This window comes from Streptomyces griseofuscus (assembly GCF_014673495.1).
GTDB classification, from domain to species: domain Bacteria; phylum Actinomycetota; class Actinomycetes; order Streptomycetales; family Streptomycetaceae; genus Streptomyces; species Streptomyces murinus.
Window position 1 is genome coordinate 2,937,082 of sequence record NZ_CP051006.1, and the last position, 26,941, is coordinate 2,964,022.

22 protein-coding genes are annotated in these 26,941 nt (G+C 72.8%); 13 read left to right on the forward strand and 9 right to left on the reverse strand.

Annotation, left to right across the window (positions count from 1 at the left end):
* Nucleotides 1-37: 37 nt before the first annotated feature.
* A complete protein-coding gene (locus HEP81_RS12810) occupies nt 38-700 on the forward strand; it encodes a GNAT family N-acetyltransferase (RefSeq protein ID WP_037657171.1) in 663 nt (220 codons plus the stop codon).
* Here HEP81_RS12810 and HEP81_RS12815 read toward each other — a convergent pair.
* The 6 genes from HEP81_RS12815 to HEP81_RS12840 all read right to left on the reverse strand — a co-directional run bounded on the left by HEP81_RS12815 (nt 671) and on the right by HEP81_RS12840 (nt 7,086).
* Nucleotides 671-1,858, reverse strand: a complete 1,188-nt coding sequence (locus tag HEP81_RS12815) for a YncE family protein (protein ID WP_037657169.1) — start codon at nt 1,856-1,858, stop codon at nt 671-673. The two genes, HEP81_RS12810 and HEP81_RS12815, sit on opposite strands and share 30 nt — an antisense overlap.
* The gene (locus tag HEP81_RS12820; protein WP_037657167.1) at nt 1,858-2,667 is read right to left on the reverse strand and encodes a polysaccharide deacetylase family protein; all 810 of its coding nucleotides are present in this window, start codon (nt 2,665-2,667) and stop codon (nt 1,858-1,860) included. The genes HEP81_RS12815 and HEP81_RS12820 overlap by 1 nt, the downstream gene beginning before the upstream one ends.
* 70 nt (nt 2,668-2,737) lie before the next feature.
* Complete coding sequence (locus HEP81_RS12825; protein ID WP_086807009.1) at nt 2,738-3,346, reverse strand: ATP-binding protein; 609 nt, start codon at nt 3,344-3,346, stop codon at nt 2,738-2,740.
* Between the two features lie 220 nt (nt 3,347-3,566).
* Nucleotides 3,567-4,334: an enoyl-CoA hydratase/isomerase family protein gene (locus HEP81_RS12830; RefSeq protein ID WP_037657165.1), complete on the reverse strand. Its 768-nt coding sequence runs from the start codon at nt 4,332-4,334 to the stop codon at nt 3,567-3,569.
* 132 nt (nt 4,335-4,466) lie between these two features.
* The gene (locus HEP81_RS12835) at nt 4,467-5,690 is read right to left on the reverse strand and encodes a L,D-transpeptidase (RefSeq protein WP_190275989.1); all 1,224 of its coding nucleotides are present in this window, start codon (nt 5,688-5,690) and stop codon (nt 4,467-4,469) included.
* Between the two features lie 172 nt (nt 5,691-5,862).
* Nucleotides 5,863-7,086, reverse strand: coding sequence for a L,D-transpeptidase (locus tag HEP81_RS12840; protein ID WP_078967432.1), 1,224 nt, complete (start codon nt 7,084-7,086; stop codon nt 5,863-5,865).
* A gap of 269 nt (nt 7,087-7,355) precedes the next feature.
* Between HEP81_RS12840 and glgX the strand changes: the two genes are divergently transcribed.
* The 5 genes from glgX to HEP81_RS12865 all read left to right on the forward strand — a co-directional run bounded on the left by glgX (nt 7,356) and on the right by HEP81_RS12865 (nt 13,379).
* A complete protein-coding gene (gene glgX, locus HEP81_RS12845) occupies nt 7,356-9,605 on the forward strand; it encodes a glycogen debranching protein GlgX (protein ID WP_037657163.1) in 2,250 nt (749 codons plus the stop codon).
* A gap of 130 nt (nt 9,606-9,735) precedes the next feature.
* Nucleotides 9,736-10,242 carry a SigE family RNA polymerase sigma factor gene (locus tag HEP81_RS12850; protein WP_037657162.1) on the forward strand — a complete coding sequence of 169 codons (507 nt, stop codon included), beginning with the start codon at nt 9,736-9,738 and terminating at the stop codon, nt 10,240-10,242.
* A gap of 245 nt (nt 10,243-10,487) precedes the next feature.
* The gene (locus HEP81_RS42660) at nt 10,488-11,585 is read left to right on the forward strand and encodes a dolichyl-phosphate beta-glucosyltransferase (RefSeq protein ID WP_381126596.1); all 1,098 of its coding nucleotides are present in this window, start codon (nt 10,488-10,490) and stop codon (nt 11,583-11,585) included.
* Nucleotides 11,582-12,817, forward strand: coding sequence for a glycosyltransferase family 39 protein (locus HEP81_RS12860; protein ID WP_037657158.1), 1,236 nt, complete (start codon nt 11,582-11,584; stop codon nt 12,815-12,817). The genes HEP81_RS42660 and HEP81_RS12860 overlap by 4 nt, the downstream gene beginning before the upstream one ends.
* Nucleotides 12,818-12,905: 88 nt before the next feature.
* A complete protein-coding gene (locus HEP81_RS12865; protein WP_154822526.1) occupies nt 12,906-13,379 on the forward strand; it encodes a hypothetical protein in 474 nt (157 codons plus the stop codon).
* On the opposite strand, the gene HEP81_RS12870 is transcribed toward HEP81_RS12865, so the two are convergent.
* From HEP81_RS12870 to HEP81_RS12880, 3 genes are read right to left on the reverse strand one after another with little or no spacing between them, the layout of a single operon-like run.
* A complete protein-coding gene (locus HEP81_RS12870; RefSeq protein ID WP_243279404.1) occupies nt 13,376-13,933 on the reverse strand; it encodes a GNAT family N-acetyltransferase in 558 nt (185 codons plus the stop codon). The two genes, HEP81_RS12865 and HEP81_RS12870, sit on opposite strands and share 4 nt — an antisense overlap.
* Nucleotides 13,930-15,738 carry an ABC transporter ATP-binding protein gene (locus HEP81_RS12875; RefSeq protein WP_051850251.1) on the reverse strand — a complete coding sequence of 603 codons (1,809 nt, stop codon included), beginning with the start codon at nt 15,736-15,738 and terminating at the stop codon, nt 13,930-13,932. The genes HEP81_RS12870 and HEP81_RS12875 overlap by 4 nt, the downstream gene beginning before the upstream one ends.
* Nucleotides 15,735-17,537, reverse strand: a complete 1,803-nt coding sequence (locus HEP81_RS12880) for an ABC transporter ATP-binding protein (RefSeq protein ID WP_037657154.1) — start codon at nt 17,535-17,537, stop codon at nt 15,735-15,737. The genes HEP81_RS12875 and HEP81_RS12880 overlap by 4 nt, the downstream gene beginning before the upstream one ends.
* Nucleotides 17,538-17,750: 213 nt before the next feature.
* Here HEP81_RS12880 and HEP81_RS12885 point away from each other — a divergent pair, with 213 nt between their 5' ends.
* From HEP81_RS12885 to HEP81_RS12915, 7 genes are all read left to right on the forward strand, one after another.
* A complete protein-coding gene (locus HEP81_RS12885) occupies nt 17,751-18,659 on the forward strand; it encodes an ABC transporter ATP-binding protein (protein WP_037657152.1) in 909 nt (302 codons plus the stop codon).
* Entirely contained in the window at nt 18,656-19,390 is a 735-nt protein-coding gene (locus HEP81_RS12890) for an ABC transporter permease (RefSeq protein ID WP_037657146.1), read from the forward strand. Before HEP81_RS12885 ends, HEP81_RS12890 begins: the two co-directional genes overlap by 4 nt.
* A gap of 57 nt (nt 19,391-19,447) precedes the next feature.
* Nucleotides 19,448-20,698, forward strand: a complete 1,251-nt coding sequence (locus HEP81_RS12895; protein ID WP_078967431.1) for a sensor histidine kinase — start codon at nt 19,448-19,450, stop codon at nt 20,696-20,698.
* On the forward strand, nt 20,688-21,329 hold the full coding sequence (locus HEP81_RS12900; protein ID WP_037657142.1) for a response regulator: 642 nt from the start codon (nt 20,688-20,690) through the stop codon (nt 21,327-21,329). Before HEP81_RS12895 ends, HEP81_RS12900 begins: the two co-directional genes overlap by 11 nt.
* 121 nt (nt 21,330-21,450) lie before the next feature.
* Nucleotides 21,451-23,172 (forward strand): ABC transporter ATP-binding protein, encoded by a 1,722-nt coding sequence (locus tag HEP81_RS12905; protein ID WP_037657140.1) that lies wholly within the window; start codon nt 21,451-21,453, stop codon nt 23,170-23,172.
* A complete protein-coding gene (locus tag HEP81_RS12910; RefSeq protein ID WP_037657138.1) occupies nt 23,169-24,947 on the forward strand; it encodes an ABC transporter ATP-binding protein in 1,779 nt (592 codons plus the stop codon). Before HEP81_RS12905 ends, HEP81_RS12910 begins: the two co-directional genes overlap by 4 nt.
* Before the next feature lie 306 nt (nt 24,948-25,253).
* Nucleotides 25,254-26,909 carry a M4 family metallopeptidase gene (locus tag HEP81_RS12915; protein ID WP_154822530.1) on the forward strand — a complete coding sequence of 552 codons (1,656 nt, stop codon included), beginning with the start codon at nt 25,254-25,256 and terminating at the stop codon, nt 26,907-26,909.
* The last annotated feature ends 32 nt before the right edge of the window (nt 26,910-26,941 follow it).

The window sequence follows — 26,941 nt, forward strand, 5'->3', positions numbered from 1 at the left end:
TGGGCCTTCCAGCGGGTGGAGACTCAAGGGGGGCGTCGTGGAGTCGGTGCGGGAGATCCTCGACAGGGTGGCGCGGGGCGTGTTCCCGCAGGCGGACGGCCGTACGACGGTCCTGCCGCAGCCCGGGCCCCGGCACGCGGGCGTCCTGGCGTTCACCGCGCACTCCGTCGTCGTCACGGACGAGGACCCCGCCTGGGTGTACGACACGCTGCGCGGCCTGGACTGCGATCCCCTGTCGGCCGCCCTGCACCCGCGCTTCCTGGCCGCGCTGCTGGAGCGCACCGGGCGGCAGGCGGAGACGGTGGACGCGGTGCTGGTGGCCGGCCCGCTCCCCGGCGTCCCCGCGCTCGCGCTGACGGAGATCCGGGACGCCGGTCATCCCCGGATCCGGTACGCGCGCGAGCGCCGCGACGAGGTGCGGGCCTGGCAGGCGGATGGCGGGGTGCTGGTGACGGGCCGCGGGACGGCCGGCCGACTCGAGGTCTCGGTGGAGGTGGACGAGACGGCCCGGGAGCGGGGCCTGGGACGGCGGCTGGCGGGCGCGGCCCGGCGGCTCGCCGAGGAGCCGCTGTGGGCGCAGGTGGCGCCGGGGAACGCCCGGAGTCTGCGGGCGTTCCAGGCGGCCGGTTACGACGTGGTCGGCGCGGAGCTGCTGCTTCGGCTCCCCGGCTCAGCGGAAGACGCCCGTGTGCCCCAGTGAGTAGCGGCCCGGCTGGGGATAGACCGCGAGTCCGTGCGGTCCGCTGCCGACCGGGATGCGGGCCAGCTCCTTGCCGGTGCGGGTGTCGATGGCGTACACCTCGGCGTCGTAGCGGCCGGACAGCCACAGGACCTTGCCGTCGGCGGAGACGCCGCCCATGTCGGGGCTGCCGCCGCCGGGCAGCACCCACTTCTTGGTGAGCTTGTTCCGGGCGAAGTCGAAGATCGAGATGGTGCCCTCGCCCCGGTTGGAGACGTACATCTCCCGGGAGTCGCGGCTGACGTAGAGGCCGTGCGCGCCCTTGCCGGTGGGGAGCAGGGTGGGCCTGGTGAACCGGTCGCCGTCCAGGACCCACACCCCGTTGGCCATCATGTCGGCGATGTAGAACCGCTTGCCGTCCGGGGAGACCTTGACGTCCTGCGGCATGGAGCCGTGCACGGGAAGCTTCTCCTGGCCGACCACCGCCATCCGCGCGGTGTCGACCTTGAGGACCTCGCCGCTGAACTCGCAGGAGACGATGAAGTAGCGGCCGTCGCGGGAGAAGTCCGCGTGGTTGACGCCGTAGCAGCTGACCGGCACCGCCTTGACGGTCCTCATGGTGTGGGCGTCGCGGAAGACCAGTTGGCGGTCCATGGAGGCCATCACGATCGCGTACTTGCCGTCGGGCGTGAAGTACAGGTTGTACGGGTCGTGCACGGCGACCGGCTTGCCCGCCTTGCCGGTGCGCGGGTCGAGGGGGGTGAGGCTGTTGCCGAGGTCGTTGTTGACCCACAGGGTCTTCAGGTCCCAGGAGGGCACCACGTGCTGGGGCTGGCGGCCGACCGGGATGGTTTCGATGACCTTGTAGGTGGCGGGGTCGATGACGGTGACGGTGTCGGAGTTGGTGTTGGGCACGTACACCCGGGAGGGGAAGTCCTTGACCACCGGGGAGAGCAGCCCCGGCCGGTCCGCGGCGTAGATGTCCGCCGGGTCCTGGACCGGGGGCATGCCGGGCAGCACGTTCACCCGCGCCTGGTCCACCTGCGGCTGGGCCGGCGGTTTGCTGCCGATGGCCTCGTTCGCGCGGTGTGCGCCCTGGCCGCTGCACGCGGACACCAGGGCCAGGGCGGCGAGGGCGGCGCCGGTGGCCAGTCGGCGGGCGGCTTTCGTGGTTCGCATCAGCTCAGCAGCTCCGTGGTGGTGACGGCGCGCAGTTTGCGGCGGTCGAGTTCCGTGAGGAGGCCCGGGAGGGCCGCGACCGTGTCCTCATAACCGAAATGCAAACTCACCACCGAGCCCTCGCGCACCTCCGAGAGGACCTTGCGGGTGACGGCGGCGGCGCCGGGACGGGTGTAGTCGAGCGAGTCGACGTCGTACGACAGCACATGCGGGTAGCCCACCTGGCGGGCCAGTCCGGCGACGAGCGGGGAGGCGGTGGGCGCGCGGGACGGGCGGAACCAGGTGCCGATGGAGCCGGTGAGCCGTCTGAGCCGGTCGGCGCAGTCGGTGATCTCCTTGCGGGCGTCGGCCTCGGCGAGGTCGTTGACGGAGATGTGCCGCTGGGTGTGGTTGCCGAGGTCATGGCCGCCGTCGAGGATGCGGCGGGCGATGCCGGGGTGTTCGTCCAGCCAGGTGCCGACGGCGAGCACGGTGAGGTGGGCGCCGTGCCGTTCGGCGGTGTCGAGCAGGGTGTGGGCGATGGCCGCGTCGCCCTGGCCGTGGAAGGTGAGCGCGACCCGGGGGCGGGTGCGCGGGCCGTGGGTGATCTGGGCCGGCTGTCCCGGGTAGGCGCGGGGGGCGGGGGCCGGACGGGTGGCGGAAGGAGTCTTAGGAGAGTTCATGGCGGACTCGGGGGCGGTCCGCGTGGCGGTGGACTTGGCGGCGGCGGTCGTCGGGCCCGTGCCGCAGCCGGCGAGCGCGCCGCCCGCGACGAGTCCGGCGCCCGCGCGCAGCGCGTCACGGCGGTTGGTGGTGGTCACCCGCGCCATTTAAGGGATGAAAGGTAAGAAAAGCGCGTTTTGTCCGACTTGGCGCCAGGAGGCGTGCCGCGCCCCGCCGCTACCGTTCGTTCACCCGCATCTCGAACCAGGTCGTCTTGCCACGCGGCAGCAGATCGACGCCCCAGCGGTCGGAGAGCTTGTCGACCAGGAACAGGCCCCGGCCGCTGATGTCCAGCTCCTGGACCGGCATCAGACAGGGCAGCCCCCGGGAGGGGTCGCGCACCTCGACGCGCATCCAGCCGGGGCGGCAGCGCATGCGCAGTCCGAAGACGCGGGCGCCGGTGTGCCGTACCGCGTTGCCGACCAGTTCGGACACCAGCAGGACCGTATCCTCGGCCAGCTTGGGGGTGAGCCGCCAGGTGCGCAGGACCACGACCTGGGCGAGGCGGCGGGCGGTGGCGGCGGATTCCGGGCGGGAGGGCAGCTGCACCTCACGCTCCGTCGGATTGCCGAACAGTTCGAGCGCCTTGAGCGCCTGTTCGTCCTCGACCGTGGGCGACCAGCGCCCCGCTGAAGCGCGGCTGTGTCCCCGCGGCTGTTCGATGCCCTCCAGCCCCGCCATGCCCCCATGATGGCCGTCGCACGGCGTCTTGGGGGCCGTTCCGGAGGAATACGCCCCCCGTACGCCCCCGCTGTGCACCGGACGATCGGCATATGCCGATGGCATGTCACTGGCCGGTACACCCTCGCTGAGCTGCGAGGACGACTCAGTTCCGGGCAATCGCGGGGCTCCCTCGACCAGACAGACTTAAGGGCGCTTTAAGGCTCCCATAATCCGCCCCATCGAGGGACCCGTATGAGACGACACGTCAACTACTGGCGGATATAAGGGAGTTCAGTTGCGTTTTAAAGGAACTCCGGGGAATCCTCCGCCAACCCCGTCCCGTCTAGGAGAACTTGGCCTTTCCGGGCCCCTCCTCCACGAAGCTGCGCATGCCGCGCTCGCGGTCCTCGGTGGCGAACAGGCCCGCGAACCAGTTGCGTTCGACGGCGAGCCCGGTGTCGATGTCGGTCTCCAGGCCGACGTCGACGGCCTCCTTGGCGGCACGCAGCGCGACGGCCGGGCCCTGGGCGAGTTTCGCGGCCCAGGTGTGCGCCTGCTCGTAGACCTCGGCGGCCGGGACGACCCGGTCCACCAGGCCGATCGCGAGGGCCTCGTCGGCCCTGACCATCCGGCCGGTGAAGATGAGGTCCTTGGCCTTGGAGGGACCGACCAGGCGGGGCAGGCGCTGGGTGCCGCCGGCGCCCGGGATCAGCCCGAGCAGGATCTCGGGCTGGCCGAGCTTGGCGTTTTCGGCGGCGATGCGGTAGTCGGCGCACAGGGCGAGTTCGCAGCCGCCGCCGAGGGCGTAGCCGGTGATGGCGGCGACGACGGGCTTGGGGATGCGGGCCACCGCGGTGAAGGCGTCCTGGAGGCCGCGGGAGCGCAGGACCATCGCGGTGTGGTCCATGTTCTGCATCTCCTTGATGTCCGCGCCCGCCGCGAACACCCGCTCCCCGCCGTAGATCACCACGGCGCGCACGTCGTCGCGGCGCGTGGCCTCCTCGGCGAGTTCCCTCAGCCGGTCCTGGGTGGCGACGTCCAGCGCGTTCATCGGGGGGCGGTCGAGACGCAGAGTGCCGACGCCTTCGGCGACATCAAGAGTGACGGTCATGCTCCGCAGGTTAGCGGGCGTTCACGTCAGGGGGGAGACCGGTCCGTCGTCGGCTGCGGGCCGTCGTGGTCGCTCGCGCGGTTCCCCGCGCCCCTGCGGGGCGCGGGGTGCCCGCCGCCGGTGCTCTCCCGGCTACTTCTTCCAGTCCGCCCAGGACATGTTCCAGCCGTTGAGCCCGTTCCCCGGGTCCACGGTCCTCTCGTGGGAGTGCTTGACGACCACCACGTCGCCCAGGATCGAGTTGTTGAAGAGCCACGCGGCCGGCGTCGAGGAGTCGTAGCCGCCCTTCACATCGCGCAGGCCGATGCAGCCGTGGCTGGCGTTGAAGTTGCCGAAGGCGCCGCCGCCCCAGTAGTTGCCGTGCGCGAAGGTGCCGGAGGTGGTCAGGCGCATGGCGTGCGGGACGTCCTTGATGTCGTACTCGCCGCCGTAGCCGACCGTCTCGCCGTTCATCCGGGTCACGGACAGCTTCTCGCTGATGACCATCTGGCCGTTCCAGGTGTCGTAGCCGGGCTTGCCGGTGGTCACCGGGAGGGTCTTGATCACCTTGCCGTCGCGGGTGACCTTCATCGTGTGCTTGCTCGCGTCCACGACGGAGACCTGGCTGCGGCCGATGGTGAAGGACACCGTCTTGTGCTGCTTGCCGTAGACGCCGTCACGGCCCTCGACACCGTCGAGGTCGAGGTCGACGGTGACCTTGGTGCCGGCCTTCCAGTAGTTCTCGGGGCGGAAGTCGAGGCGGTCGTTGCCGAACCAGTGGCCCTCGACGTCGACCGGCGGGTCCGTCTTGACCTTGATGGACTTCTCGACGGCGTCGGGGTGGGTGATGCCCCGGGAGAAGTTGACGGAGAACGGCATGCCGACGCCGACGGTGGAGCCGTCCTCGGGCGTGAAGTAGCCGGTGAAGGTGCTCTTCGGGGTGACGGTGGTGAAGCTGGAGTCCTTGGTGGTGCTCTTGCCGTCGGTGTCCTTGGCGACGGCGTGCACCGTGTACTTGGTGTCGGCGGCCAGATGGGCGGACGGCGTCCAGGAGCCGCCGTCGCCCGTGATGGCGCCGTCGACCTTCGCGCCCTTGGCGTCCTTGACGGTGACCTCGGTCAACTTCCCCCGGGCCGCGCTGACTTTGAGGGCGCCGTCGGTGGCGACACCCGTGGCCCCCTGCTCCGGGGCGATGCTGACGGCGGCCGTGGAGGGCCGGCCCTGCTGGGTCGCGGCGCCCTTGCCGTCGTCCTTGCCGCCCCCGCCGCCGCCCCCGCCGCAGGCCGCGAGCGACAGCACCAGGGAGCCGGCTATGAGCCCCCCTGCCGCGCGCCGCCGCCTCGCCACCGAGGCCCCCGATATCGGCCGCACGTTCACGTAGTTCTCCCCTCGCAGGGCCTGTTCGGCCCGCTCCCCACCACATTTGGTGCGCGAATATTAACTGCCCGGTTTTGAGCGGGGTGTCAGGCGAATGTCACCGTTCCGTCGCAACTTCCGCCCGGCACCCGCACCGTCCCCCCGCGCGCCGCCCTGTGGCCGTCCCAGGTGGTTATTTCACCGCGGAGCCCGCCTTCCATGCCTGCCACGTCAGGTTCCACCCACCGAACCCGTTGCCGGGGTCCACGGTCTTGTCCTGGCTGTTGACGATCTCCACCACGTCACCGACGAGGCTGCGGTCGAAGAACCACCCGGCGGGGGTGTCCGAACTGCCGCCCTGGACGTCCCTGAGGCCCACACAGCCATGGCTGACGTTGGCCACACCGGGGGCGGTCGGGTCCCAGTAGTTGCCGTGCAGGAAGGTGCCGGAGTCGGTGAGCCGCATGGCGTGCGGGACGTCGGGGATGTCGTACTCGCCGCCGAAGCCGACCGTCTGACTGTTCATCCGGGTCTCCTCCAGCATCTCCATCACCACCATCTTGCCGTTGTAGGTGGGGTTCGCCGGGGCGCCCGCGGTGATCGGGACGGTGGCCAGCAGCCGGCCGTCGCGCCGCACCTGCATGGTGTGCGCCGCCGCGTCGACCAGGGAGGTCTGGCTGCGCCCGATGGTGAAGGAGAACGACTTGGACTGGAGCCCGTAGACACCCTTGGCGGCCTCGACGTCCCGCAGCCCGAGGTCGACGGTGACCTTGGTGCCGGGCTTCCAGTACTTCTCCGGGCGGAAGTCGAGCCGGTTCTTGCCGAACCAGTGGGGGCGGATCTCCACCGCGGGCCGCGCCGTGACCCGCACCGCGCGTTCGACGGCGGCCTTGTTCACGATGTCCGTGCTGAAGGCCAGGGAGACGATCTCCCCGGTGCCGACCAGGGAGCGGTTCTCCGGGGTGGCGTAGGCGATGAACCGTTTGCCGGGGACGTAGGTGGTGAAGGACGCGTGCCGGGCCGAGCGGCGCCCGTCCGAGTCCAGCGCCACCGCGTCCACGGTGTATCTGGCGGCGAGCGCCAGCCGGTCGTCGTCCGGCGCCCAGGTCAGCCCGTCGGTGCTGAGATGCCCGGCCACCAAAGTGGCCTGTGCGTCCTGTTCCTTGACCACCTTCACCTTCTCCAGACGGCCGTCGGGTACCCGCACCCGCAGCCGCTGGTTCTGCGGGACGGCGGTGCTGCCGTCGTTCGGGGACACCCGGATGGCGTCCCGGGGTGCCGAAGTTCCGCCGGGTCTGCCGCCCAGGCCCAGCGGGCCCGAGCCGCCCGCGGAGCATCCGGCCAGCAGTCCGGCCCATGTCAGTACGGCCGCCAGTGCGGCCCCCGCGCGCCGTGCGCGCCCATGTACGTGCCTCACGCGCTGCTCAACGACCGGGCACGCTCCGGGGAAACGTGAGTGCGAGCCATGCGGTGGGCAGAACTGTGGGAAGGACGACACGTCGGGGAGCCGATCGCCGCGCCCGTACCGGAGCCGAGGGGCGCGGCCGCACCGGGTGGCCGGGTCCGCCGGCGGCCCGGGGCGCCGTGCCGAGGCGGGTTTGTCCGGGTGCCCTCGGGCCCGCCCGGCGACCGGCCGCGGCGGGCTGCGCCGCTCCCGGGCCGAGCCACTGGAAGAGGGGCCGACAGGTGACGAGCGCAGCCGAGCAGCGGGCACCGGCCGGAGGGCGGGCCGCGGCGCCCTCGACGAACGGCGCCCGGCGCGCCCCGGTACCCGGGCCACCGGTGTGGCCGGGCGCGCCCACGCCGCTGGGGGCCCGGTTCCGGGTCGGCCCGGACGGGGTGGCGGGCACCAACTTCGCGCTGTGGGCGGCCGGTGCGCGGTCGGTCCGGCTGTGCCTGTTCGACGCGGACGGCCGGGAGACCCGGGTCCCGCTGACCGAGCTGACGCACGAGATCTGGCACGGCTTCGTGCCGGGCGTGCTGCCCGGACAGCGCTACGGCTACCGGGTGGACGGCCGCTGGGACCCGTGGACCGGCGCCCGCTGGAACCCCGCGAAACTGCTCCTCGATCCGTACGCGCGCGCGGTGGACGGCGAGTTCACCCTGCCGGCCGAGGTGTACGGCCATGTGCGGGACTGGCCGGAGCAGCAGGTCGCCGACACGGTGCGGGACGAACGGGACTCGGCGCCGTACGTCCCGAAGGGTGTCGTCGTCCACGATGACGACGACTGGTCCGACGACCACCGCCCCAAGACGCCCTGGGCGGACTCGGTCATCTACGAGCTGCACGTCCGCGGCTTCACCAAGCTGCACCCCGGCATCCCCGAGGAGCTGCGCGGCACGTACGCCGGGCTCGCCCACCCGGCCGCGATCGAGCACCTGGTGGAGCTGGGCGTGACCGCCGTGGAGCTGCTGCCCGTCCATCAGTTCGCGCACGAGGACCACCTGCTGCGCCGGGGCCTCGCCAACTACTGGGGCTACAACTCCGTCGGCTACTTCGCCCCGCACGCCGCCTACGCCGCCTCCGGTACGGCAGGACAGCAGGTCGGCGAGTTCAAGCGGATGGTGCGCGCGCTGCACGCGGCCGGTGTCGAGGTCATCCTCGACGTGGTCTACAACCACACCGCCGAGGCCGGGGAGCTGGGCCCGACGCTGTCCCTGAAGGGCATCGACAACCGGGCCTACTACCGGCTCCAGGACGACGCCCGCCGCTACACCGACTACACCGGCTGCGGCAACACCCTGCATGTGGTGCGGCCCCAGGTGCTGCGGCTGATCACCGACTCGCTGCGCTACTGGGTGACCGAGATGGGTGTGGACGGCTTCCGCTTCGACCTCGCGGCGGCGCTCGCCCGCTCGATGCACGACGTGGACATGCTCTCGCCCTTTCTCGCGGTGATCGCCCAGGACCCGGTGCTGCGCCGGGTCAAGCTCATCGCCGAGCCCTGGGACATCGGCTCGGGCGGCTACCAGGTGGGCGCCTTCCCGCCCCTGTGGGCCGAGTGGAACGACCGCTACCGGGACGCCGTACGCGACTTCTGGCGGCACGCGCTGCCCGATGTGCGCGAAATGGGCTACCGGCTGTCCGGCTCCAGCGACCTGTACGCCTGGGGCGGGCGCCGCCCCTACGCCTCGGTCAACTTCATCACCGCGCACGACGGTTTCACGCTGCGCGACCTGGTGTCGTACGAGCGCAAGCACAACGAGGCCAACGGCGAGGACAACCGGGACGGCACCGACGACAACCGGTCCTGGAACTGCGGCGCGGAGGGTGAGACGGCGGACCCGGACGTCCGGGCCCTGCGCCGCGGCCAGCTGCGCAATCTGCTCACCACGCTGCTGCTGTCCACCGGGGTGCCCATGCTGGTGGCCGGTGACGAGTTCGGGCGCACCCAGGGCGGCAACAACAACGCGTACTGCCAGGACAACGCGACCGGCTGGCTGGACTGGTCGCTCCTTCAGGAGCCGGGCTGGCGGGAGCTGTTCGCCCTCACCTCGCGGCTGATCGCGCTGCGCCACCGGCATCCGGTGCTGCGCCGGCGCGCCTTCTTCGCCGGGCGGGCGCAGGCCGCGGACGGGCTGCGGGACCTGGCCTGGTTCACGGCGCGGGGCGCGGAGATGACCGAGGGCGACTGGTACGCGCCCGCGGCCACGCTCGGCATGTATCTGTCCGGGCGGGACATCCCGGGCCGGGACGAGCGGGGCGCGCAGGTGGTGGACGACAGCTTCCTCGCGGTGCTGCACGCGGGCGCGGAACCGACCGGCTTCGTGCTGCCGGGCCCGCCGTGGGCCGAGGGTTACGAGGTGGTGGTGGACACCTCCCGGGAGGACCAGTCGGCGCCGCCCGGCACCGCGCACCCGGCGGGCGCGGAAGTCACCGTGCCGGGGCGGTCGGTGCTGCTGCTGCGGGTGCTCGGGGGGCCGGGGACCGGCTGAGCCCGGGCGCTGTGCCGAGACTGTGCGACGGCTGTGCGTGACATGGATCACGTGCCGCGGGTGCAGCGTCCGAGGGGGTCCAGGGCCTTTCCCCTTGTGAAGAGCGCCGGCGAGAACGGGGACCGTGGGAATGGAGCAGGCTCGGGCCGGTGAGTACGACGCGTTCGTGGCGGCCCGCTGGTCGGTCCTCGTCCACCTGGCCCGTCTGCTCACCGGGGGCGATCGGCATCGGGCCGAGGACCTGTTGCAGGAGTCCTTGGTCAAGCTGTGGTTCGCCTGGCCGAAGGTGGCCGACGAGGCGCCGGAGGCGTATGTGCGCACGGTGCTGGCGCGGGCGGCGGCCCGCTCGGCGCGGCGGCGCTGGTGGGGCGAGCGGCCGGTGGAGGAGCTGCCCGAGGTGGCGGCCGGCGGCGATCTGTCGGCGACCGTGGCCGAACGCTCCCGGCTTGAGGCGGCGCTCGCGCGGCTGACGCCGCGCCAGCGGGCCGCGGTGGTCCTGCGCTACTACCAGGACCTGCCCGACCGGCAGGTGGCCGAGACCCTCGGCTGCCCGGTCGGCACCGCACGGTCCCATGCCGCACGCGGGGTGGCCCGGCTGCGGCAGCTGCTGTCGGACGTCGTCGAGCCGGTGGGGTGAGTGATGAAGCTCGGGAATCACGTGGACGAGACCGGCCTCGACGGGGCCGACGAGACCGAGGGGGCCGACGCTTTCGAACAGCGGCTGACGCGGCTGATGCACGGGACGCTGGAGCCCGCGCCGTTCGAGCCGCGGCACCGGGAGCGGCTGCGGGCGGGGGTGCGCACCCGCCGCCGAGTGCGCGCGGCGTACCGGGCGGCCGGTTCCGCGGCGGTGGTCGCGGGACTCGGCCTCGGGCTGTTCCTGTGGCCGCACCAGAACACCCAGGTGGTGCCGGGCACGCCGGGGCCCCGGCCCAGCACGAGTCCGGCGCCCTCGCCGTCGGCCCCGCCGAGCACGTCAGCGACCCTCCCGCCCACGTCGACGCCGAACTCGTCGCCCAGCTCGTCGAGTTCGGTGCCACCCGAAGCTCCGAGTACGACGCCGACCACGTCGTACCCGCCGAACACGTCCACGACGACCTCGGCACCACCGCCCACCACGACCGCCACCGCGAACAGCGAACGGGGAACCACGTGATCAGCATCCGACCGGGCCGGGCCACCGCGCCCGCCCAGGCCCCCGCACCCCGGCGCGCCCCGCTGCCCACCCATCACGACGAGCCCGTACTGGACCTGGTCGTACCGGTGTTCAACGAGGAGAAGGACCTGGAGCCGAACGTCCGGCGGCTGCACACGCATCTGCGGGACACGTTCCCCTACCCGTTCCGGATCACGATCGCCGACAACGCGAGCACCGACGGCACCGCGCGCATCGCGGCTCAACTCGCCCTGGACATAGCCGAGGTGACCTCGCTGCGGCTGCCGGTGAAGGGGCGCGGCCGGGCGCTGCGGGCGGCCTGGTCGGGGTCCCGGGCGCCGGTGCTGGCGTATCTGGACGTCGATCTGTCCACCGGGCTCGCGGCGCTGCTGCCGCTCGTGGCACCGCTGATATCCGGCCACTCCGACCTGGCCATCGGCACCCGGCTCGCGTCCGGCGCGCGGGTGGTGCGCGGGCCCAAGCGCGAGGTGATCTCGCGCTGCTACAACACACTGCTGCACTGGACGCTGGCCGTCGGCTTCTCGGACGCGCAGTGCGGGTTCAAGGCGGTGCGCCGCGAGGCCGCCGAGCGGCTGCTGCCGCTGGTGCGGGACGAGGAGTGGTTCTTCGACACCGAGCTGCTGGTGCTCGCCGAGCGGGCCGGGCTCAGGATCCACGAGGTGCCGGTGGACTGGGTGGACGACCCCGACAGCAGCGTCGACATCCTCGCCACCGCGCTGGCCGACCTGCGCGGGATCGCCCGGATGCGGCGCACCCTGGCCGCCACGGGCCCGCGTGCCCGCCGTCCCCGTACGACCGCGTGACCGCGACCCTGCCGCGGCCCCTCGCCCCGGCCCTCGCGCCCGACTCCCGCCTGCGCGCGGCCGCCCGCCGGCACGGACCGGTGCTCGCCGTGTTCGGCGCGCTGAAGCTGGTCGGCTTCTGCTCCTTCATGTATCTGCTGTCCGCCGCCGGTGACTACCGGGGCAAGGACCCCCGCTTCGGCGGCGGGGCGCACGCCTGGGACGTGCTGGCGACCTGGGACGGCTGGTGGTACCAGCAGATCGCGCTGCACGGCTACGACCCGAAGCTCGTCCCCGTCCCGGGCGCCACCGGGATGATCACGCTGGAGGGCAACTCGGCGGCGTTCTTCCCGCTGTACCCCGCGCTGATCCGGATGACCTCCGCGGTGACCGGCCTCGGCTCCTACGGCGCCGGGCTGCTGGTGTCGATCCTCGCGTCCTTCGCCGCCGCGCTCGGTGTCTACGCGGTGGCGGAACGCTTCGGCGGCCGTCGCGCGGGGTTCGCCGCGGCCGGGCTGTGGGCGGTGTGGCCGGGCTCGGGCGTGGAGTGGGCGGTCTACTCCGACTCCCTCTATGTGGCCCTGGCCGTCTGGGCCTGCTACGCGGCGTTGACCCACCGCTGGCTCGCCGCGGGGGTGCTCACCTTCGCGGCGGGGCTCAACCGGCCCACGGCCGCCGCGCTGATCGCCGCGCTCGCGGTGGCGGCGCTGCTGGCGGTGCGCCGGGGCGAGGACGGGGTGGGACGACCGCTGTTCGCGCTGGCCCTGGCACCGCTCGGACTGCTCGGCTATCTGCTGTGGGTCGGCGACCGGATGGGCGACCTCGGCGGCTACTTCAAGCTCCAGTCGGGCGCGTGGGCGCACCGCTTCGACTACGGCAGCCAGACCCTGGACGTGCTGCGCTCGGTACCGGTGGGGCGGTTCGGCGACTATCTCTTCGCCTACCCCTACGCGGACATGATCGGCGTCGGTGTCGTCCTGCTCGCCGTCACGCTGCTGCCGCTGCTGATCCGGCTGCGGCCACCGGCGGTGCTGGTCGTGTACACGATCCTCACCCTGGCCCTGGTCCTCGGCAGCCAGCAGATCTTCGCCAATGTCTCGCGTTACCTGCTGCCCTGCTTCCCCCTCTTCCTGCCGTTGGCCGCGGCCCTGCGCCGGCTGTCGCTGCCGATGCTGTGCACGGTCCTCGGCGTCGCCGCGCTGGCCTCCGGCTCGTACGCGGGATACGCGCTGTTCGAGCTGGGGGTGCCATAGCCGGGGCGGTCGCGCGCCCCGGCGGTCCGCCGAGATCACTCCGACGGTGTACAACTATGCCTCGAACTCAACGAGGCAAGGACGAGGCGTGCGTCAGGCAGCAACCGACGAGATCATCTGCGTCACCGATTGGACCCCTTCCGCACCGGGTCAGTTGACGACTCTGGCCGTGAGCGGGGAGCGGGCCGAGGCGGCGGAGCGGGTGGCGGCCGCCGCGCTGGGCGGGACGGCCCGGCTCACCTCCTGGCTGGAGCTGCCGGCGGACGCCCGGCGACGGCTGGTGGGGGCGTGCCGGTCCGTGCCGACGCTGGGCATGCACTGCGTGCGGGGCGACGTCCGGCAGGCGGCGGCCGACGACACGGCGGAGCAGTTCCTGTCCCGGCTGCCCGGCCGGGCGGAAGGCCACCGGCCCCGCTTCGTGACGGACTCCTCCTACCCGGGGCTGCGTGAACTGGTCCGGCTGACCGCCCTGGTGTGCCGGGAGACGTACGACCGGACGGATGTGCCGGAGGACGAGGATCTCCTGGAGATCTACGAGACCTACTCGGTGGGCTCCCTCTAGCCGACGACCCGGCACGGTCGGGTGGGCCGGTCGCTCCAGCGGACCTCGCCGTCGGCGATCCGGTCCGTCGGACGCAGCCCGAGCGCCCGCGCGACGCCCGTCGACGCCTCGTGCCCGGGGTGGATGTGCGCGACGAGCCGGTCCGCCCCGTGGGCGCCCAGCCAGTCGGCCATGGCCCGCGCGCCCTCCTGCCCGTAGCCCTCGCCCTGGTGGTCGACGCCGATCACCCAGGCGAGTTCGGCCTCGGTGTCGCCGTCGTCAGCACGGGAGAGGGTGGCCTGGACGGTGCCGATGAGCCGGCCGTCCGCGCGGCGACGCAGCATCCAGTTCAGCCAGCCGTGCCGGCCGTCCGGGGAGTGCCCGGCGCACTGGCGCCGGTATCGGGCCGCCAGCTCCGCCGGGGTGGCGGGCGCGCCGCCGGTCCAGATGTGCAGTCGTACGTCGTCGAGGACCGCGAAGGCCTCCGCCGCGTGTCCGACCCGCAGCGGTTCGAGGCGCAGCCGGGGCGTGTCGACGGGGGTGGCGCTCGGCCAGGTCACGGGCGCCCCGCTCACGCGAGACTGTCCTGCCACGCCTGGTGGAGGTCGGCGAACCTGCCGGTGCCCGCGATGAGTTCGGCGGGCCGGCCGTCCTCGATGACACGGCCGTCGGCCATCACCAGGACGCGGTCGGCGATCTCGACCGTGGACAGGCGATGCGCGATGACCACGGCGGTGCGGCCGCGCAGAACGGTGGACATGGCGCGCTGGACGGCCCGTTCGCCGGGGATGTCCAGGGAGCTGGTGGCCTCGTCCAGGATGAGGACGGCCGGGTCGGCGAGCAACGCCCGTGCGAAGGCGACCAGTTGGCGTTGGCCCGCGGAGATACGGCCGCCGCGCTTGCGGACGTCGGTGTCGTAGCCGTCGGGCAGCGCGCTGATGAACTCGTGCGCGCCGATCACCTTCGCGGCCCGCTCGACCTCCGCCCTGGAGGCGTCCGGGCGGCCGATCGCGATGTTGTCGGCGACGCTGCCGGAGAACAGGAACGCCTCCTGGGTCACCATCACCACCCCGCGGCGCAGTTCGGCCGTGGGCAGGTCGCGCAGGTCCACCCCGTCGAGCAGCACCCGCCCCTCGGTCGGGTCGTAGAAGCGGGCGAGCAGCTTGGCCAGGGTGGACTTGCCCGCGCCGGTGGCGCCGACCACGGCCACCGTCTGCCCGGCCGGCAGGGTCAGATCGAAGCGGGGCAGCACCTCGCCACCGGTGCGGTAGGCGAAGCGGACCTTGTCGAAGCGCACCTCGCGGCCCGGGAACCCGGCCCGGGACGGCGGCAGTTCGCCGGGGGCGACCGGCTCGGGCACGGACGGTGTCCGGGCGAGCAGACCGGCGATCTTCTCCAGGGACGCGGCGGCCGACTGGTAGGAGTTCAGGAACATCCCGAGCCGGTCGATCGGGTCGTACAGACGGCGCAGATACAGCACCGCCGCGGCCAGCACACCCAGTTCGAGGGAGCCGTCCGCCACCCGGTAGGCGCCCCAGAGCACGATGCCCGCGACCGCCGTGTTGGCGACCAGCCGGGAGCCCACCACATAGCGGGCCATCTCAAGCAGCGAGTCACCGTTGGCGCGCTCATGGGCGCGGTTCAGCTCGGCGAACGCGGTGTCGTTGGCGCTCTCCCGGCGGAAGGCGCGCACCGGGCGGATGCCGTTCATGGTCTCCACGAACTTCACGATCACCGCCGCGATCGCCGTGGACCGCGCCCGGAACACCCGTCCCGCGCGCCGCTGGTAGACCCGGATCAGGAAGTACAGCGGAATGAAGGAGCCCACCGCGACCGCGCCGAGCCCGAGGTCGAGCCACAGCAGCATGGCCGAGATGTAGACGAAGGACAGGACGACCGTCACCAGTTCCTGGAGCCCGTCCTCCATCAGCTCCCGCAGCGACTCCACATCGGTGGTGGAGCGGGAGATCAGCCGCCCGGAGGTGTACCGCTCATGGAAGTCGATGCTCAGCGCCTGCGCGTGCCGGAAGATCCGCCCGCGCAGATCGAGCAGCACGTCCTGGCTGACCCGCGCGGACTGCCGTACGAACGCCACCTGGAGCCCGCCGGAGAGCAGCGCGCACAGCAGATAGCCGGCGCCCACCGCGATCAGCGGCCCGTACCGGTGGTCGCGGACGGCGGGTACGGCGCGGTCGATGGCGTACGCCACCAGCAGCGGCCCGACCTGCACGGCCGCCTGTTGGAGCAGCAGCAGGACGGTGGTCAGGGCGACCCGGGCCCGCATCGGCGCGATGAGCGAGCGCAGCAGGGCGGCGGTGGCGCCGGGCGGGGAGGGCAGGAGGTCCTGGTCGAACGGGTTGTCGGGGCTCGGGGCGGTCAACGGGGGTCCTCCTCGCCGGACATGAGGTGCGCGTACTCGGCGTTGCCGCGGAGCAGTTCCTGGTGCGTGCCCACGGCCGCGATGCGGCCGCCGGAGAGCAGCGCCACCCGGTCGGCGAGCAGCACGGTGGAGGGGCGGTGCGCCACGATCAGCGCGGTGGTGTCCGCGAGCACCCGGCGCAGCGCGGCCTCCACGGCGGCCTCGGTGTGCACGTCCAGCGCGGACAGCGGATCGTCGAGGACCAGGAACTCCGGGCGCCCGACGACGGCCCGGGCCAGCGCGAGGCGCTGCCGCTGGCCGCCGGAGAGGCTGAGGCCCTGCTCGCCGACGCGGGTGGCGGTGCCCTCCGGGAGGGCGTGCGCGAACTCGGCCCGGGCGATGGCGAGGGCGCGGTCGAGGTCGTCAGCGCCGGTGCCGTCAGGGGCGCCCATGAGGACGTTCTCGCCGACGGTGGTGGAGAAGAGGGTGGGCTCCTCGAAGGCCACGGCGACCTTCTCGCGCAGTTCCTCGCGGGGCATGGCGGTGATGTCGACGCCGTTCAGGGTGATACGGCCCGAGGTGACCTCGTGGAGGCGGGGGACGAGGGCGGTGAGGGTGGTCTTGCCGCTGCCGGTGGCACCGACGAGGGCCATGGACTCGCCGGGGCGGATGTGCAGGTCGATGTGCTGGAGGAGGGGCGGGGAGTCGGGGGCGGCGTCGGGGTAGCGGAACCGTACGTTCTCGAAGCGGAGACCGGCGTCCTGGAGCACGGCCGGCTCGGGCGCCGGCTCACGTGGGCCGACCGCCGGCTCCCCCGCCGGTCCTCCCTCCGGTGCCTCGTCCATCGCCTCGAAGTACCGCTCCGTGGCCGTGGCCGCCTCCTGGCTCATCGCCAGCAGGAACCCGATGGACTCCACGGGCCAGCGCAGCGCCAGCGCCGTACTGAGGAACGCCACCAGCGTGCCCGCCGAGAGGTCCCCGTCGGCGACCTGGATCACGCCCAGCACCAGCGCCGCCCCGATCGCCAGCTCCGGCAGGGTGACGATGACGCCCCAGATCGTCGCCAGCAGCCGCGCCTTGTGCAGCTCGGTGCCGCGCAGGTCGGCACAGAGCGCGTCGAACGCCCGCGCCTGGCTGCGGTGGCGGCCGAAGCCCTTGACGACGCGGATGCCGAGCACGCTCTCCTCGACCAGCGTGGTCAGGTCCCCCACCTGGTCCTGGGCCCGCCGCGCCACCCGCGCGTACCGTCCCTCGAAGACCACGCACGTCCACAGCACCGGCACCGCGGGCACCAGCACGACCAGCCCGAGCAGCCAGTCCTGGGCCAGCATGATGGCCACGCCGACCAGGATCGTGACCCCGTTGACCAGCAGGAAGGTCAGTGGGAAGGCGAGGAACATGCGCAGCAGCATCAGATCGGTGGTGCCCCGCGACAGCAGCTGACCGGATGCCCACCGGTCGTGGAAGGCGACGGGCAGCCGCTGGAGATGCCGGTACAGATCGGCCCGCATCCCCGCCTCGACGCGCGACAGCGGCCGGGCCACCAGCCACCGGCGGATGCCGAACAGCACGGCCTCGGCGATCCCGAGCAGCAGCAGGTACAGCGCGCCGAGCCAGACACCCGCCGGGTCCCGGTCGGCCACCGGGCCGTCCACCAGCCACTTCAGGACGAGCGGGATCACCAGGCCCGTGCACGAGGCGACGATCGCGACGAGGGCCGCGGTGAGCAGCCGCGCGCGCACCGGCCGCACATAGGGCCACAGCCGCAGCAGGCTGCGGACGGCGGATCTGTCCTGGGTGGTTGCACGTGTCGTGGGCATCACAGGCGAGCGTACGGACCGGCACCGGCGCCGCCCACCGAGTTTTGGCCGGACCCCGCTCCGCCGCTGGTCCTACGCCTCCCGGTCCCGCGCCGAGTCGCCCCCGGCCCCGGCCACGCGTCGGGTCGTACCCCCGCATCAACCGATCGGCTGATGCGCCTTCGAGCGGGCCGGCCGATGTGCCGGACCCCGCCCGAACGGGATTCTCGACGCATGCCATCCGTCATCGAAGTCACCGATCTGCGCAAGTCGTACGGCGGCCGGCCCGTCGTGGACGGCGTCTCCTTCGCCGTCGAGGAGGGCGAGATCTTCGGGATCCTCGGCCCGAACGGCGCCGGCAAGACCACCACCGTCGAGTGCGTCGAGGGCCTACGGGTCCCCGACGGCGGCCGGATCCGGGTCGCCGGGCTCGATCCGGTCGCCGACCACGCGAAGGTCGCCCAGACCCTCGGCGCCCAGCTGCAACAGAGCGAGATCCAGGCCAAGTTGACCGTACGGGAGGCGCTGGAGCTGTACGCCGCGTTCTATCCGCGGCCCGCCGACTGGCGGCCGCTGGCCGAACGTCTCGGCCTCACCGGCAAGCTCGGCACCCGGTTCGGGAAGCTGTCCGGCGGCCAGCAGCAGCGGCTGTTCATCGCGCTGGCGCTGATCGGCGGCCCCCGGATCGTGGTCCTGGACGAGCTGACCACCGGACTGGACCCGCGGGCCCGCCGGGACACCTGGCAGCTGATCGAGGACGTCCGCGCGAGCGGGGTCACCGTGCTCCTCGTCACCCACTTCATGGAGGAGGCGCAGCGGCTGTGCGACCGGATCGCGGTGATCGACAAGGGGCGGGTGGCCGCCCTGGACACCCCGGCCGGGCTGATCCACCGCTCGGCCGGCGCGACCGTCATCAGCTTCACCCCGTCGGCGCCGCTGGACGAGCGTGAGCTGGCCGCGCTCCCCGCGCTCGCCTCGATCGAGCACCAGAACGGCCGGCTCACCCTCTCCGGCACCGACGAGACCGTCGACGCGGTCCTCACCCTGCTCGCCCGGCACCGCGTCACCGCCCATCAGCTCCGTGTCGTGGACGCCACCCTGGACGACGCGTTCCTCGATCTGACCAAGGAGGCCACGGCATGAACACCGCCGTCCTGCGTACCGAGTTCCGGCTGTTCCGGCGCGAACCGGCCGCCGTGTTCTGGATGTTCCTGTTCCCGACGCTGCTGCTGGGGATCCTCGGCTCGATCCCCGCGTTCCGGCAGGCCGACCGGTCGATGGGCGGGCTGCGGCCCATCGACGCCTATGTGCCGGTGGCCGTACTGATCGCGCTGCTGATGTGCGGGGCGCAGTCGCTGCCGCAGGTGCTCACCGGTTACCGGGAGCGGGGCATCCTGCGCCGGATGTCGGCCACCCCGGTGCGGCCGGTCGCGCTGCTGAGCGCGCAGATGACGGTGCAGGGCGGGGTGGCGCTGGCCTCGGCGCTGCTCGCGCTGCTGGTCGGCCGGGTGGTGTTCGACGTACGACTGCCGGAGCAGCCGGGCGGCTATCTGCTGGCGCTGCTGCTCGCGGCGGCGGCCTCGCTCGCCCTCGGCTCCGTCCTGTCGGCGCTGTCGCGGACCACGAAGATCGCGGGGGCGATCGGATCGGCGGTGTTCTTCCCGATGATGTTCTGCGCGGGGGTGTGGCTGCCGGTGCAGAACATGCCGCACACGCTGGCCCGGGTGGTGGGCTTCACCCCCTTCGGGGCGGCGGCCGAGGCCCTGAACCAGGCGGCCGCGGGCGACTGGCCCGGCTGGGAGCACCTGGGGGTGCTGGCGCTGTGGGCGGTGCTGCTCACGGCGGGCGCGGCGCGCTGGTTCCGCTGGGAGTGAGCGCGGCCGTGCCGGACACCGATGGGAGTGAGTACGGCCGTGCCGGACACTGAATGCATGACGCACGCGACCGGACCGCAGCGCAGGGCCTCCTTCGACCGCTGGGGGCCCTACGCGCTGCTCGCCGTGGGCCTGGTGACGGCGGGTGCCTCGGCCCATGCGATCGGGATGACGCGGGGCGAGACGGAGGCGGCCGGCGCGCTGGTGGCCGCCGCCCTGCTGCTCCAGCTGTCGTGGGGGCGGGTGACGTCGGACACACCGGGGCCGAACCGGGTCACCGCGGTCCTCTACTTCGTGCGCTGGGCGATGGCGTTCGCGCTGACCTGGCTGAACCCGTTCTTCGGGATCTACGCGGCCGTCGGCTACTACAGCTCCAGCCTGCATCTGGCGCGGCGGCTGATGCCGCTCGGGCTGCTCATGACCGCGGTGACCATGGCGGGCAGCGAGATCGGCGGGATGCCGCCGCACGGGCCGCTGATGTGGGTGATCTTCGTGGCGGTCTTCTGCACCAATGTCGGCCTGGTCGGTCTGTTCTTCCGGTTCGCCGATCAGGAGCAGCGGCGCATCGAGGACCAGGCGGACACCATCGACGAACTGGAGCGCACCAACGCGGCGTTGCAGCAGGCGCTGGACGAGAACGCGGCCCTGCACGCGCAGTTGCTGGTGCAGGCGCGGGAGGCGGGGGTCGCCGACGAGCGGCGCAGGCTCGCCGCGGAGATCCACGACACGATCGCGCAGGGCCTGACCGGCATCATCGCCCAGCTCCAGGTGGTGTCCAACGCGACGGATCTGGCCACCGCGCACACCCATCTGGAGCGTGCCGCCTCGCTCGCCCGGCACAGCCTCGGCGAGGCCCGCCGCTCCGTGCACAACCTCGCTCCCGTCGAACTGGCCGCCGCCGGGCTGCCGGAGGCGCTGAAGAAGCTGGTCGCCGACTGGGGCGAGCGCACCGGGGCGCGGGCCGAGTTCACCGTCACCGGCACCGCCGAGTCGCTGCACGAGGAGGTCTCGGCGACGCTGCTGCGGACCGCCCAGGAGGCGCTGTCCAACGCGGCCCGGCATGCCCGCGCGAGGCGGCTCGGGGTCACGCTGACCTATCTGGGCGACGAGGTGATCCTGGACATCCGTGACGACGGCACCGGCTTCGATCCGGCCGCCGTCCCCGCCCGCAGCCACGCGGGGGGCTTCGGCCTTACGGGGATGCGGGCGCGCGCCGAGCGGATCGCGGGCAGCTTCGCCGTCGAGTCGGAACCGGGGCACGGCACCGCGGTGTCGGCTCGCGTACCGTTGGTGCGCGATGACCACTGAACCCCTCATCACGCTGCTGATCGTCGACGACCACCCGGTGGTCCGGGACGGGCTGCGCGGCATGTTCGAGTCCGCGCCCGGCTTCCGGGTGCTCGGCGAGGCCGCGAGCGGTCCCGAGGCGGTCACGCGGGCGGCCGAGCTGGACCCCGATGTGGTCCTGATGGATCTGCGCATGCCGGGCGGCTCCGGGGTCGCCGCCATCCGCGAGCTGACCCGCCGCGGCGCCCGCGCCAAGGTCCTGGTCCTCACCACGTACGACACGGACTCCGACACCCTGCCCGCGATCGAGGCGGGCGCCACCGGCTACCTCCTCAAGGACGCCCCGCGCGACGAGCTGTTCACCGCCGTCCGCGCCGCCGCCGAGGGCCGTACCGTCCTCTCCCCCGCCGTCGCCTCCCGCCTCGTCCAGGCCGTGCGCACCCCTGCTCCCGGCAACGAGCCGCTCTCCGCCCGCGAACGCGAGGTCCTCACCCTGGTCGCCAGGGGCACCTCCAACCGGGAGATCGCCCGCGAGCTGTTCATCAGCGAGGCCACGGTCAAGACCCATCTCACCCACCTCTACACCAAGCTGGGCGCCAAGGACCGCGCGGCCGCGGTGGCGGCGGCGTACGACCGGGGGATCCTGGGCTGAGCCCACGCCCCCGCACCCGCAGCCCCGCCCGCGTCCGCCCGGCCGTTAATGGATGGATCCGTGCCGTGGGGTGTCGATAGCGTCGGACGTTTCCGGTGGCGGCACGGTGGGTGGGGGCTCGATGGTCGACGCGTACGAGGAGCCGGGGACACCGCAGACGCGTGGCGGCTGGTGGTACCTGTGGTGGGCGGTGGCCCGGCAGGGGGCGCGGCCGTGGGCGGCGGGCGGCCTGGGGACGGTGTGGATGGTGCTGCTGGCGGTGCAGCCGTACCTGATGCAGCGGGCCGTGGACGAGGGGCTGCTGCCGGGGCGTACCGGGGTGCTGGCCGCGTGGACCGCGGCGATGTTCCTGGTGGGGGCGGTGACCGCCTGGCTGAGCGTTCTGCGACACCGGACGATGACCCGGCTGCGCATGGACGCGAGCTTCCGGACCAGCAAGCTGGTCGTGGAGCACGCGGTGCGGCTGGGCGCCGCGCTGCCGCGGCGGGTCGGGGCCGGCGAGGTGGTGACGGTCGGGGTCGGTGATGTGAACGCCATCTCGGACTCGCTCTCCATGGTCGGACCGGGCGTCGCCTCGATCGTGCTGTACGGGGTGGTCGCCGGGCTGCTCGTCAGCGTGTCCGCGCCGCTCGCCCTGGTCGTGCTGCTCGGGCTGCCCGCCCTCGCCGTGGTCAGCGGGCCCCTCAGCCGGCGGCTCCAGGGCGTCGAGAGCGAGTACCGGGAGCGGCAGAGCGTGCTCACCGCCCGTATCGGTGATCTCGCGGGCGGGCTGCGGGTGTTGGGCGGTCTCGGCGGGAAGGCCCTGATCGCGGACGCGTTCCGCGCGGACTCGCGGCGGCTGCGCGAACAGGGGTACCGGGTGGCCTCGGTGGCCAGCTGGGTGCAGGCGCTCGCCGTGGGCCTGCCCACCCTGTTCCTCGCCGTCGTCACCTGGCTCGCGGCCCGCATGGCCGCCCAAGGGAGCCTGAGCATCGGCCAGTTGGTCGCCGTGTACGGGTATGTCGCGGTCCTGGTCGGCCCCGTCGCCTTCTTCGTGGAGATGGTCTACGACCTCAACCGGGGCGTCGTCGCCGCGCGTCGGGTCGTAGGGCTGCTCCGCCTGGAACCGGAGCCGGACGAGGGCACCCTGCCCGCGCCCGGGCGGCCCGCCGAGCTGTGCGACCCCGTCTCCGGGACCCGGGTGGCGCCGGGCCTGCTGACCGCGCTGGCCGCCGCCCGGCCCGCCGACGCCACCGCCGTGATCGACCGCCTCGGCCGGTACGGACCCACCGACGCCACCTGGGGGGACGTGCGCCTGGACGCCGTACCGCTCGCGGACGTACGGCGGCGGATCCTCGTCGCGGACAACGAGGCCGATCTGTTCGCCGGGCCGCTGCGGGAGGCCGTGGCCGCGGGGCGGCCCGCCGGTGCGGACGCCGTACGGCGGGCGGTGCACGCGGCCGCCGCCGAGGATGTCGTCGACGGGCTGCCGGAGGGCCTGGACACGGCGGTCTCCGGACAGGGCCGCAACCTGTCCGGCGGGCAACGGCAGCGGCTGCGGCTGGTGCGCGCCCTGCTGGCCGACCCCGAGGTGCTGCTCGCCGTCGAGCCGACCTCCGCGCTGGACGCGCACACCGAGGCGACGGTGGCCCGGCGGCTGCGGGCGGCCCGGGACGGCCGTACGACGCTCGTGGCCAGCACCTCCCCGCTCGTCCTCGACCACGCGGACACCGTGGTGTTCCTGGCCGAGGGCAAGGTCGTCGCGACCGGGCCGCACCACCGGCTGCTGGCCGAACAGCCCGCCTACCGGGCGCTGGTGGCCCGGGACGCCGAGGACATCGACACCGAAGGGGCCGCTTCATGAGCGCCGCCGAGACGCTGCTGCCCGTCGCGGACCGCGCGGGCGTACGCCGGGCGGTGCTGCGCCTGGTGCGGGCCGACCGGCGGGGGTTCGCCGGCACCCTGCTGCTGAACGTGCTCGCCTCGGCGGCCGGGCTCACCGGGCCCTGGCTGGTCGGCCGGATCGTCGACGAGGTGCGGGCCGGCCGCGGGACCGGCCCGGTGGACCGGCTGGCCCTGTGGATCCTGGTGTGCTCGCTGGCCCAGCTGCTGCTGGCCCGCTGGGCGCGCCGGGCGGGCAACCGGTTCGGCGAACGGACCCTCGCCCGGGTGCGCGAGGAGTACGTGGACCGCGTGCTCGCGCTGCCCTCCTCGGTGGTGGAGCGGGCCGGGACCGGCGATCTGACCGCGCGCGGCACCGCGGACGTGGCGACGGTGGGCTCGACCCTGCGGGACGCCGGTCCGGAACTGCTCATCAGCGGGGTGCAGGCCCTGTTCGTGCTGGGCGCGGTGTTCGCGCTCGATCCGCTGCTCGGCGGGATCGCGCTGCTTACGCTGACCCCGATCTGGCTGGCGCTGCGCTGGTATCTGCGGCGCGCCCGGGACGCCTATCTCGCCCAGGGCGCGGCGGGCTCCGCCGTCGCGGAGATCGTCGCGGCGACGGCCGAGGGCGCCCGCACCGTCGAGGCGTTCGGGCTCGCCGAGCGGCGGATCGCCGCGAGCCGGGACACCCTGGAGCATTCCCGCCGTACCCGTTTCCACACCCTGTTCCTGCGCTCGGTGTTCTTCCCGGCCATCGAGACGACGTACGCCGTCCCGGCGGCCGCCGCGCTGCTGCTCGGTGGCTGGCTGCACGCGCGCGGCGAGGTCGGGGTGGGCGCGGTGGTGGCGGCGGCGCTGTATCTGCGGCAGTTCGTGGATCCGCTGGACCAGATCCTGATGCGGGTGGAGCAACTCCAGAGCAGCGGCGCCTCGTTCGCCCGGGTGGAGGGGCTGGCCCGGTCGCGGGACACCGGCCCGGCGGACGGTCGTACGGCCACCGGTGCCGTCCCCGCTCCCGACGCCCGGATCGAAGTCCGCGCTCTGCACTACGCCTACGACCACGGCGCCGAGGTCCTGCACGGCGTCGACCTCGCCGTCCGCCCCGGTGAACGCCTCGCCCTGGTGGGGCCGTCCGGCGCCGGCAAGACCACCCTGAGCAGGCTCCTCGCGGGCATCGACCGCCCCGTCACCGGCTCGGTGACCGTCGGCGGGGTGCCCGTCGCGGAGCTGGCGCCCGAGGTGCTGCGCCGCCAGGTCGTCCTCGTCACCCAGGAGCACCACGTCTTCCTCGGCACCCTGCGCGACAACCTCCGTATCGCCGAACCAGCCGCCACCGACGCCGAGTTGTGGGCCGCGCTCGCGGCTGTCGGCGCCGATGCCTGGGTGCGTGAGCTGCCCGACGGCCTCGGCACCCGGCTGGGCACCGGCGGCCACCCGACCGACGGCTCGCGGGCCCAGCAACTCGCCCTGGCCCGGGTCGTGCTGGCCGATCCGCACACCCTGATCCTGGACGAGGCGACCGCCCTCCTCGACCCGACGACCGCCCGCCACACCGAACGCGCCCTCGCCGCCGTGCTGCGCGGCCGCACCGTCATCGCCGTGGCGCACCGGCTGCACACCGCCCATGACGCGGACCGCGTGGCGGTGATGGAACACGGCCGGCTGACCGAACTGGGCACCCACGACGAGCTGGTGGCCGCCGGCGGCACCTACGCGGCGCTCTGGCGGACCTGGCACGGGGACGCCGTTCAACCGTGACCGATATCAAGCCACGCACGGCACACCCTCCAGGGGCGAACGGAATATGGCGTTCCCGTGAATCGCGCCCCAAACCCCATGAAACTCAAGGCAGTTGACGGGAACGACTCGCTCAGCCGCCACTTGTTCACACCACTGCAACATTTCCCCGACCGTCACTTTCCAGCCAACATCACTTCAGGGTCATGACATGTACGCGCCCCGGGTGTCACTCTCTCTCCACGCCGCAAGCAGCACAGCAGCTTCACAGCGAACCACCCGGTCAGTAACCCCACGCTGGCCGGCCTCCCCCACGAAGGAGCTTGCGTGAGCCCCCTCTACGCGCGCCACCAGCGCACCACCCTGGCCATCGCCACCGCCGTCGCCGCCGGAGCCCTCATCTCCGCCGGTCTGGCCACCAGCGCCTCGGCCGCCCAGACCCCGGCCGCCGCCAAGCCGCTGGCCGCGGCGCCGCTCTCGCTCTCCGCCGCCGCGCACACCTCGCTGGTCAAGCAGGCGCAGGCGGACGCCCCGGAGACCGCGCGGCAGATAGGCCTCGGCGCCAAGGAGAAGCTGGTCGTCAAGGACGTCGTCAAGGACGTCGACGGCACGGTCCACACCCGCTACGAGCGCACCTACGCGGGCCTGCCGGTCCTCGGTGGCGACCTGGTCGTCCACACCGCGAAGTCCGGCAAGACCGAGGGCGTCACCAAGGCGAACAAGGCCACCATCAAGGTCGCCTCGCTCACGCCGAAGCTCACCCCGGCCAAGGCCGAGAAGCAGGCCGTGTCCGCCGCCAAGACCCTCGGCTCCGCCAAGTCCACCGCGGACGGCGCCCGCAAGGTGATCTGGGCCGGCTCCGGCACCCCCGTCCTCGCCTACGAGACGGTCGTCGGCGGCCTCCAGGACGACGGCACCCCGAACCAGCTGCACGTCATCACCGACGCGGCCACGGGCAAGAAGCTCTTCGAGTACCAGGGCATCGAGAACGCGACCGGCACCGGCAAGACCCTGTACTCGGGCTCGGTCAGCCTGACCACCACCCTGTCGGGTTCGACGTACCAGCTCACCGACGCCAGCCGCGGCGGCCACAGCACCTACAACCTGGCGCACAAGACGTCGGGCAAGGGCACGCTGTTCACCGACGCGGACAACGTCTGGGGCACCGGCGCGGCCTCCAGCTCCACCACGGACCAGACGGCCGCCGCGGACGCCGCCTACGGCGCCCAGGAGACCTGGGACTTCTACAAGAGCACGTTCGGGCGCAGCGGCATCAAGAACAACGGTGTCGGCGCGTACTCCCGCGTGCACTACGGCAGCCAGTACGTGAACGCGTTCTGGGACGACAGCTGCTTCTGCATGACGTACGGCGACGGCTCGGGCAACAACCACCCGCTCACCGCGCTGGACGTGGCCGGCCACGAGATGAGCCACGGTGTCACCTCCAACACCGCGGGCCTCAACTACAGCGGCGAGTCCGGCGGTCTGAACGAGGCCACCTCGGACATCTTCGGCACCGGTGTGGAGTTCTTCGCGAACAACGCGTCCGACAAGGGCGACTACCTCATCGGCGAGAAGATCGACATCAACGGCGACGGCACCCCGCTGCGCTACATGGACAAGCCCAGCAAGGACGGCGGCTCGGCGGACTACTGGTCCTCCTCCGTCGGCAACCTGGACGTGCACTACTCGTCCGGTGTCGCCAACCACTTCTTCTACCTGCTGTCCGAGGGCAGCGGCGCGAAGACGATCAACGGGGTGTCGTACAACTCCCCGACGTCCAACGGCTCCACGGTCACCGGCATCGGCCGGGACAAGGCGCTCCAGATCTGGTACAAGGCGCTGACGACGTACTTCACGTCGACGACCAACTACAAGTCGGCGCGTACGGGCACGCTGTCCGCGGCGTCCGCCCTGTACGGCTCCACCAGCGCCGAGTACAAGGCGGTGGCGGCGGCCTGGTCGGCGGTCAACGTCAGCTGACCCCCGTACGGCGGTGACGAGGGCAGGGTTGT

Coding starts and splice junctions, on each gene's coding strand:
- HEP81_RS12895 (WP_078967431.1), top strand. CDS start 19,448: ATGACGCACGCGACCGGACCGCAGCGCAGGGCCTCCTTCGACCGCTGG.
- HEP81_RS12825 (WP_086807009.1), bottom strand. CDS start 3,346: ATGCCATCGGCATATGCCGATCGTCCGGTGCACAGCGGGGGCGTACGG.
- HEP81_RS12900 (WP_037657142.1), top strand. CDS start 20,688: ATGACCACTGAACCCCTCATCACGCTGCTGATCGTCGACGACCACCCG.
- HEP81_RS12850 (WP_037657162.1), top strand. CDS start 9,736: ATGGAGCAGGCTCGGGCCGGTGAGTACGACGCGTTCGTGGCGGCCCGC.
- HEP81_RS12820 (WP_037657167.1), bottom strand. CDS start 2,667: ATGGCGCGGGTGACCACCACCAACCGCCGTGACGCGCTGCGCGCGGGC.
- HEP81_RS12905 (WP_037657140.1), top strand. CDS start 21,451: ATGGTCGACGCGTACGAGGAGCCGGGGACACCGCAGACGCGTGGCGGC.
- HEP81_RS12880 (WP_037657154.1), bottom strand. CDS start 17,537: ATGCCCACGACACGTGCAACCACCCAGGACAGATCCGCCGTCCGCAGC.
- HEP81_RS12830 (WP_037657165.1), bottom strand. CDS start 4,334: ATGACCGTCACTCTTGATGTCGCCGAAGGCGTCGGCACTCTGCGTCTC.
- HEP81_RS12890 (WP_037657146.1), top strand. CDS start 18,656: ATGAACACCGCCGTCCTGCGTACCGAGTTCCGGCTGTTCCGGCGCGAA.
- HEP81_RS12815 (WP_037657169.1), bottom strand. CDS start 1,858: ATGCGAACCACGAAAGCCGCCCGCCGACTGGCCACCGGCGCCGCCCTC.
- HEP81_RS12885 (WP_037657152.1), top strand. CDS start 17,751: ATGCCATCCGTCATCGAAGTCACCGATCTGCGCAAGTCGTACGGCGGC.
- HEP81_RS12910 (WP_037657138.1), top strand. CDS start 23,169: ATGAGCGCCGCCGAGACGCTGCTGCCCGTCGCGGACCGCGCGGGCGTA.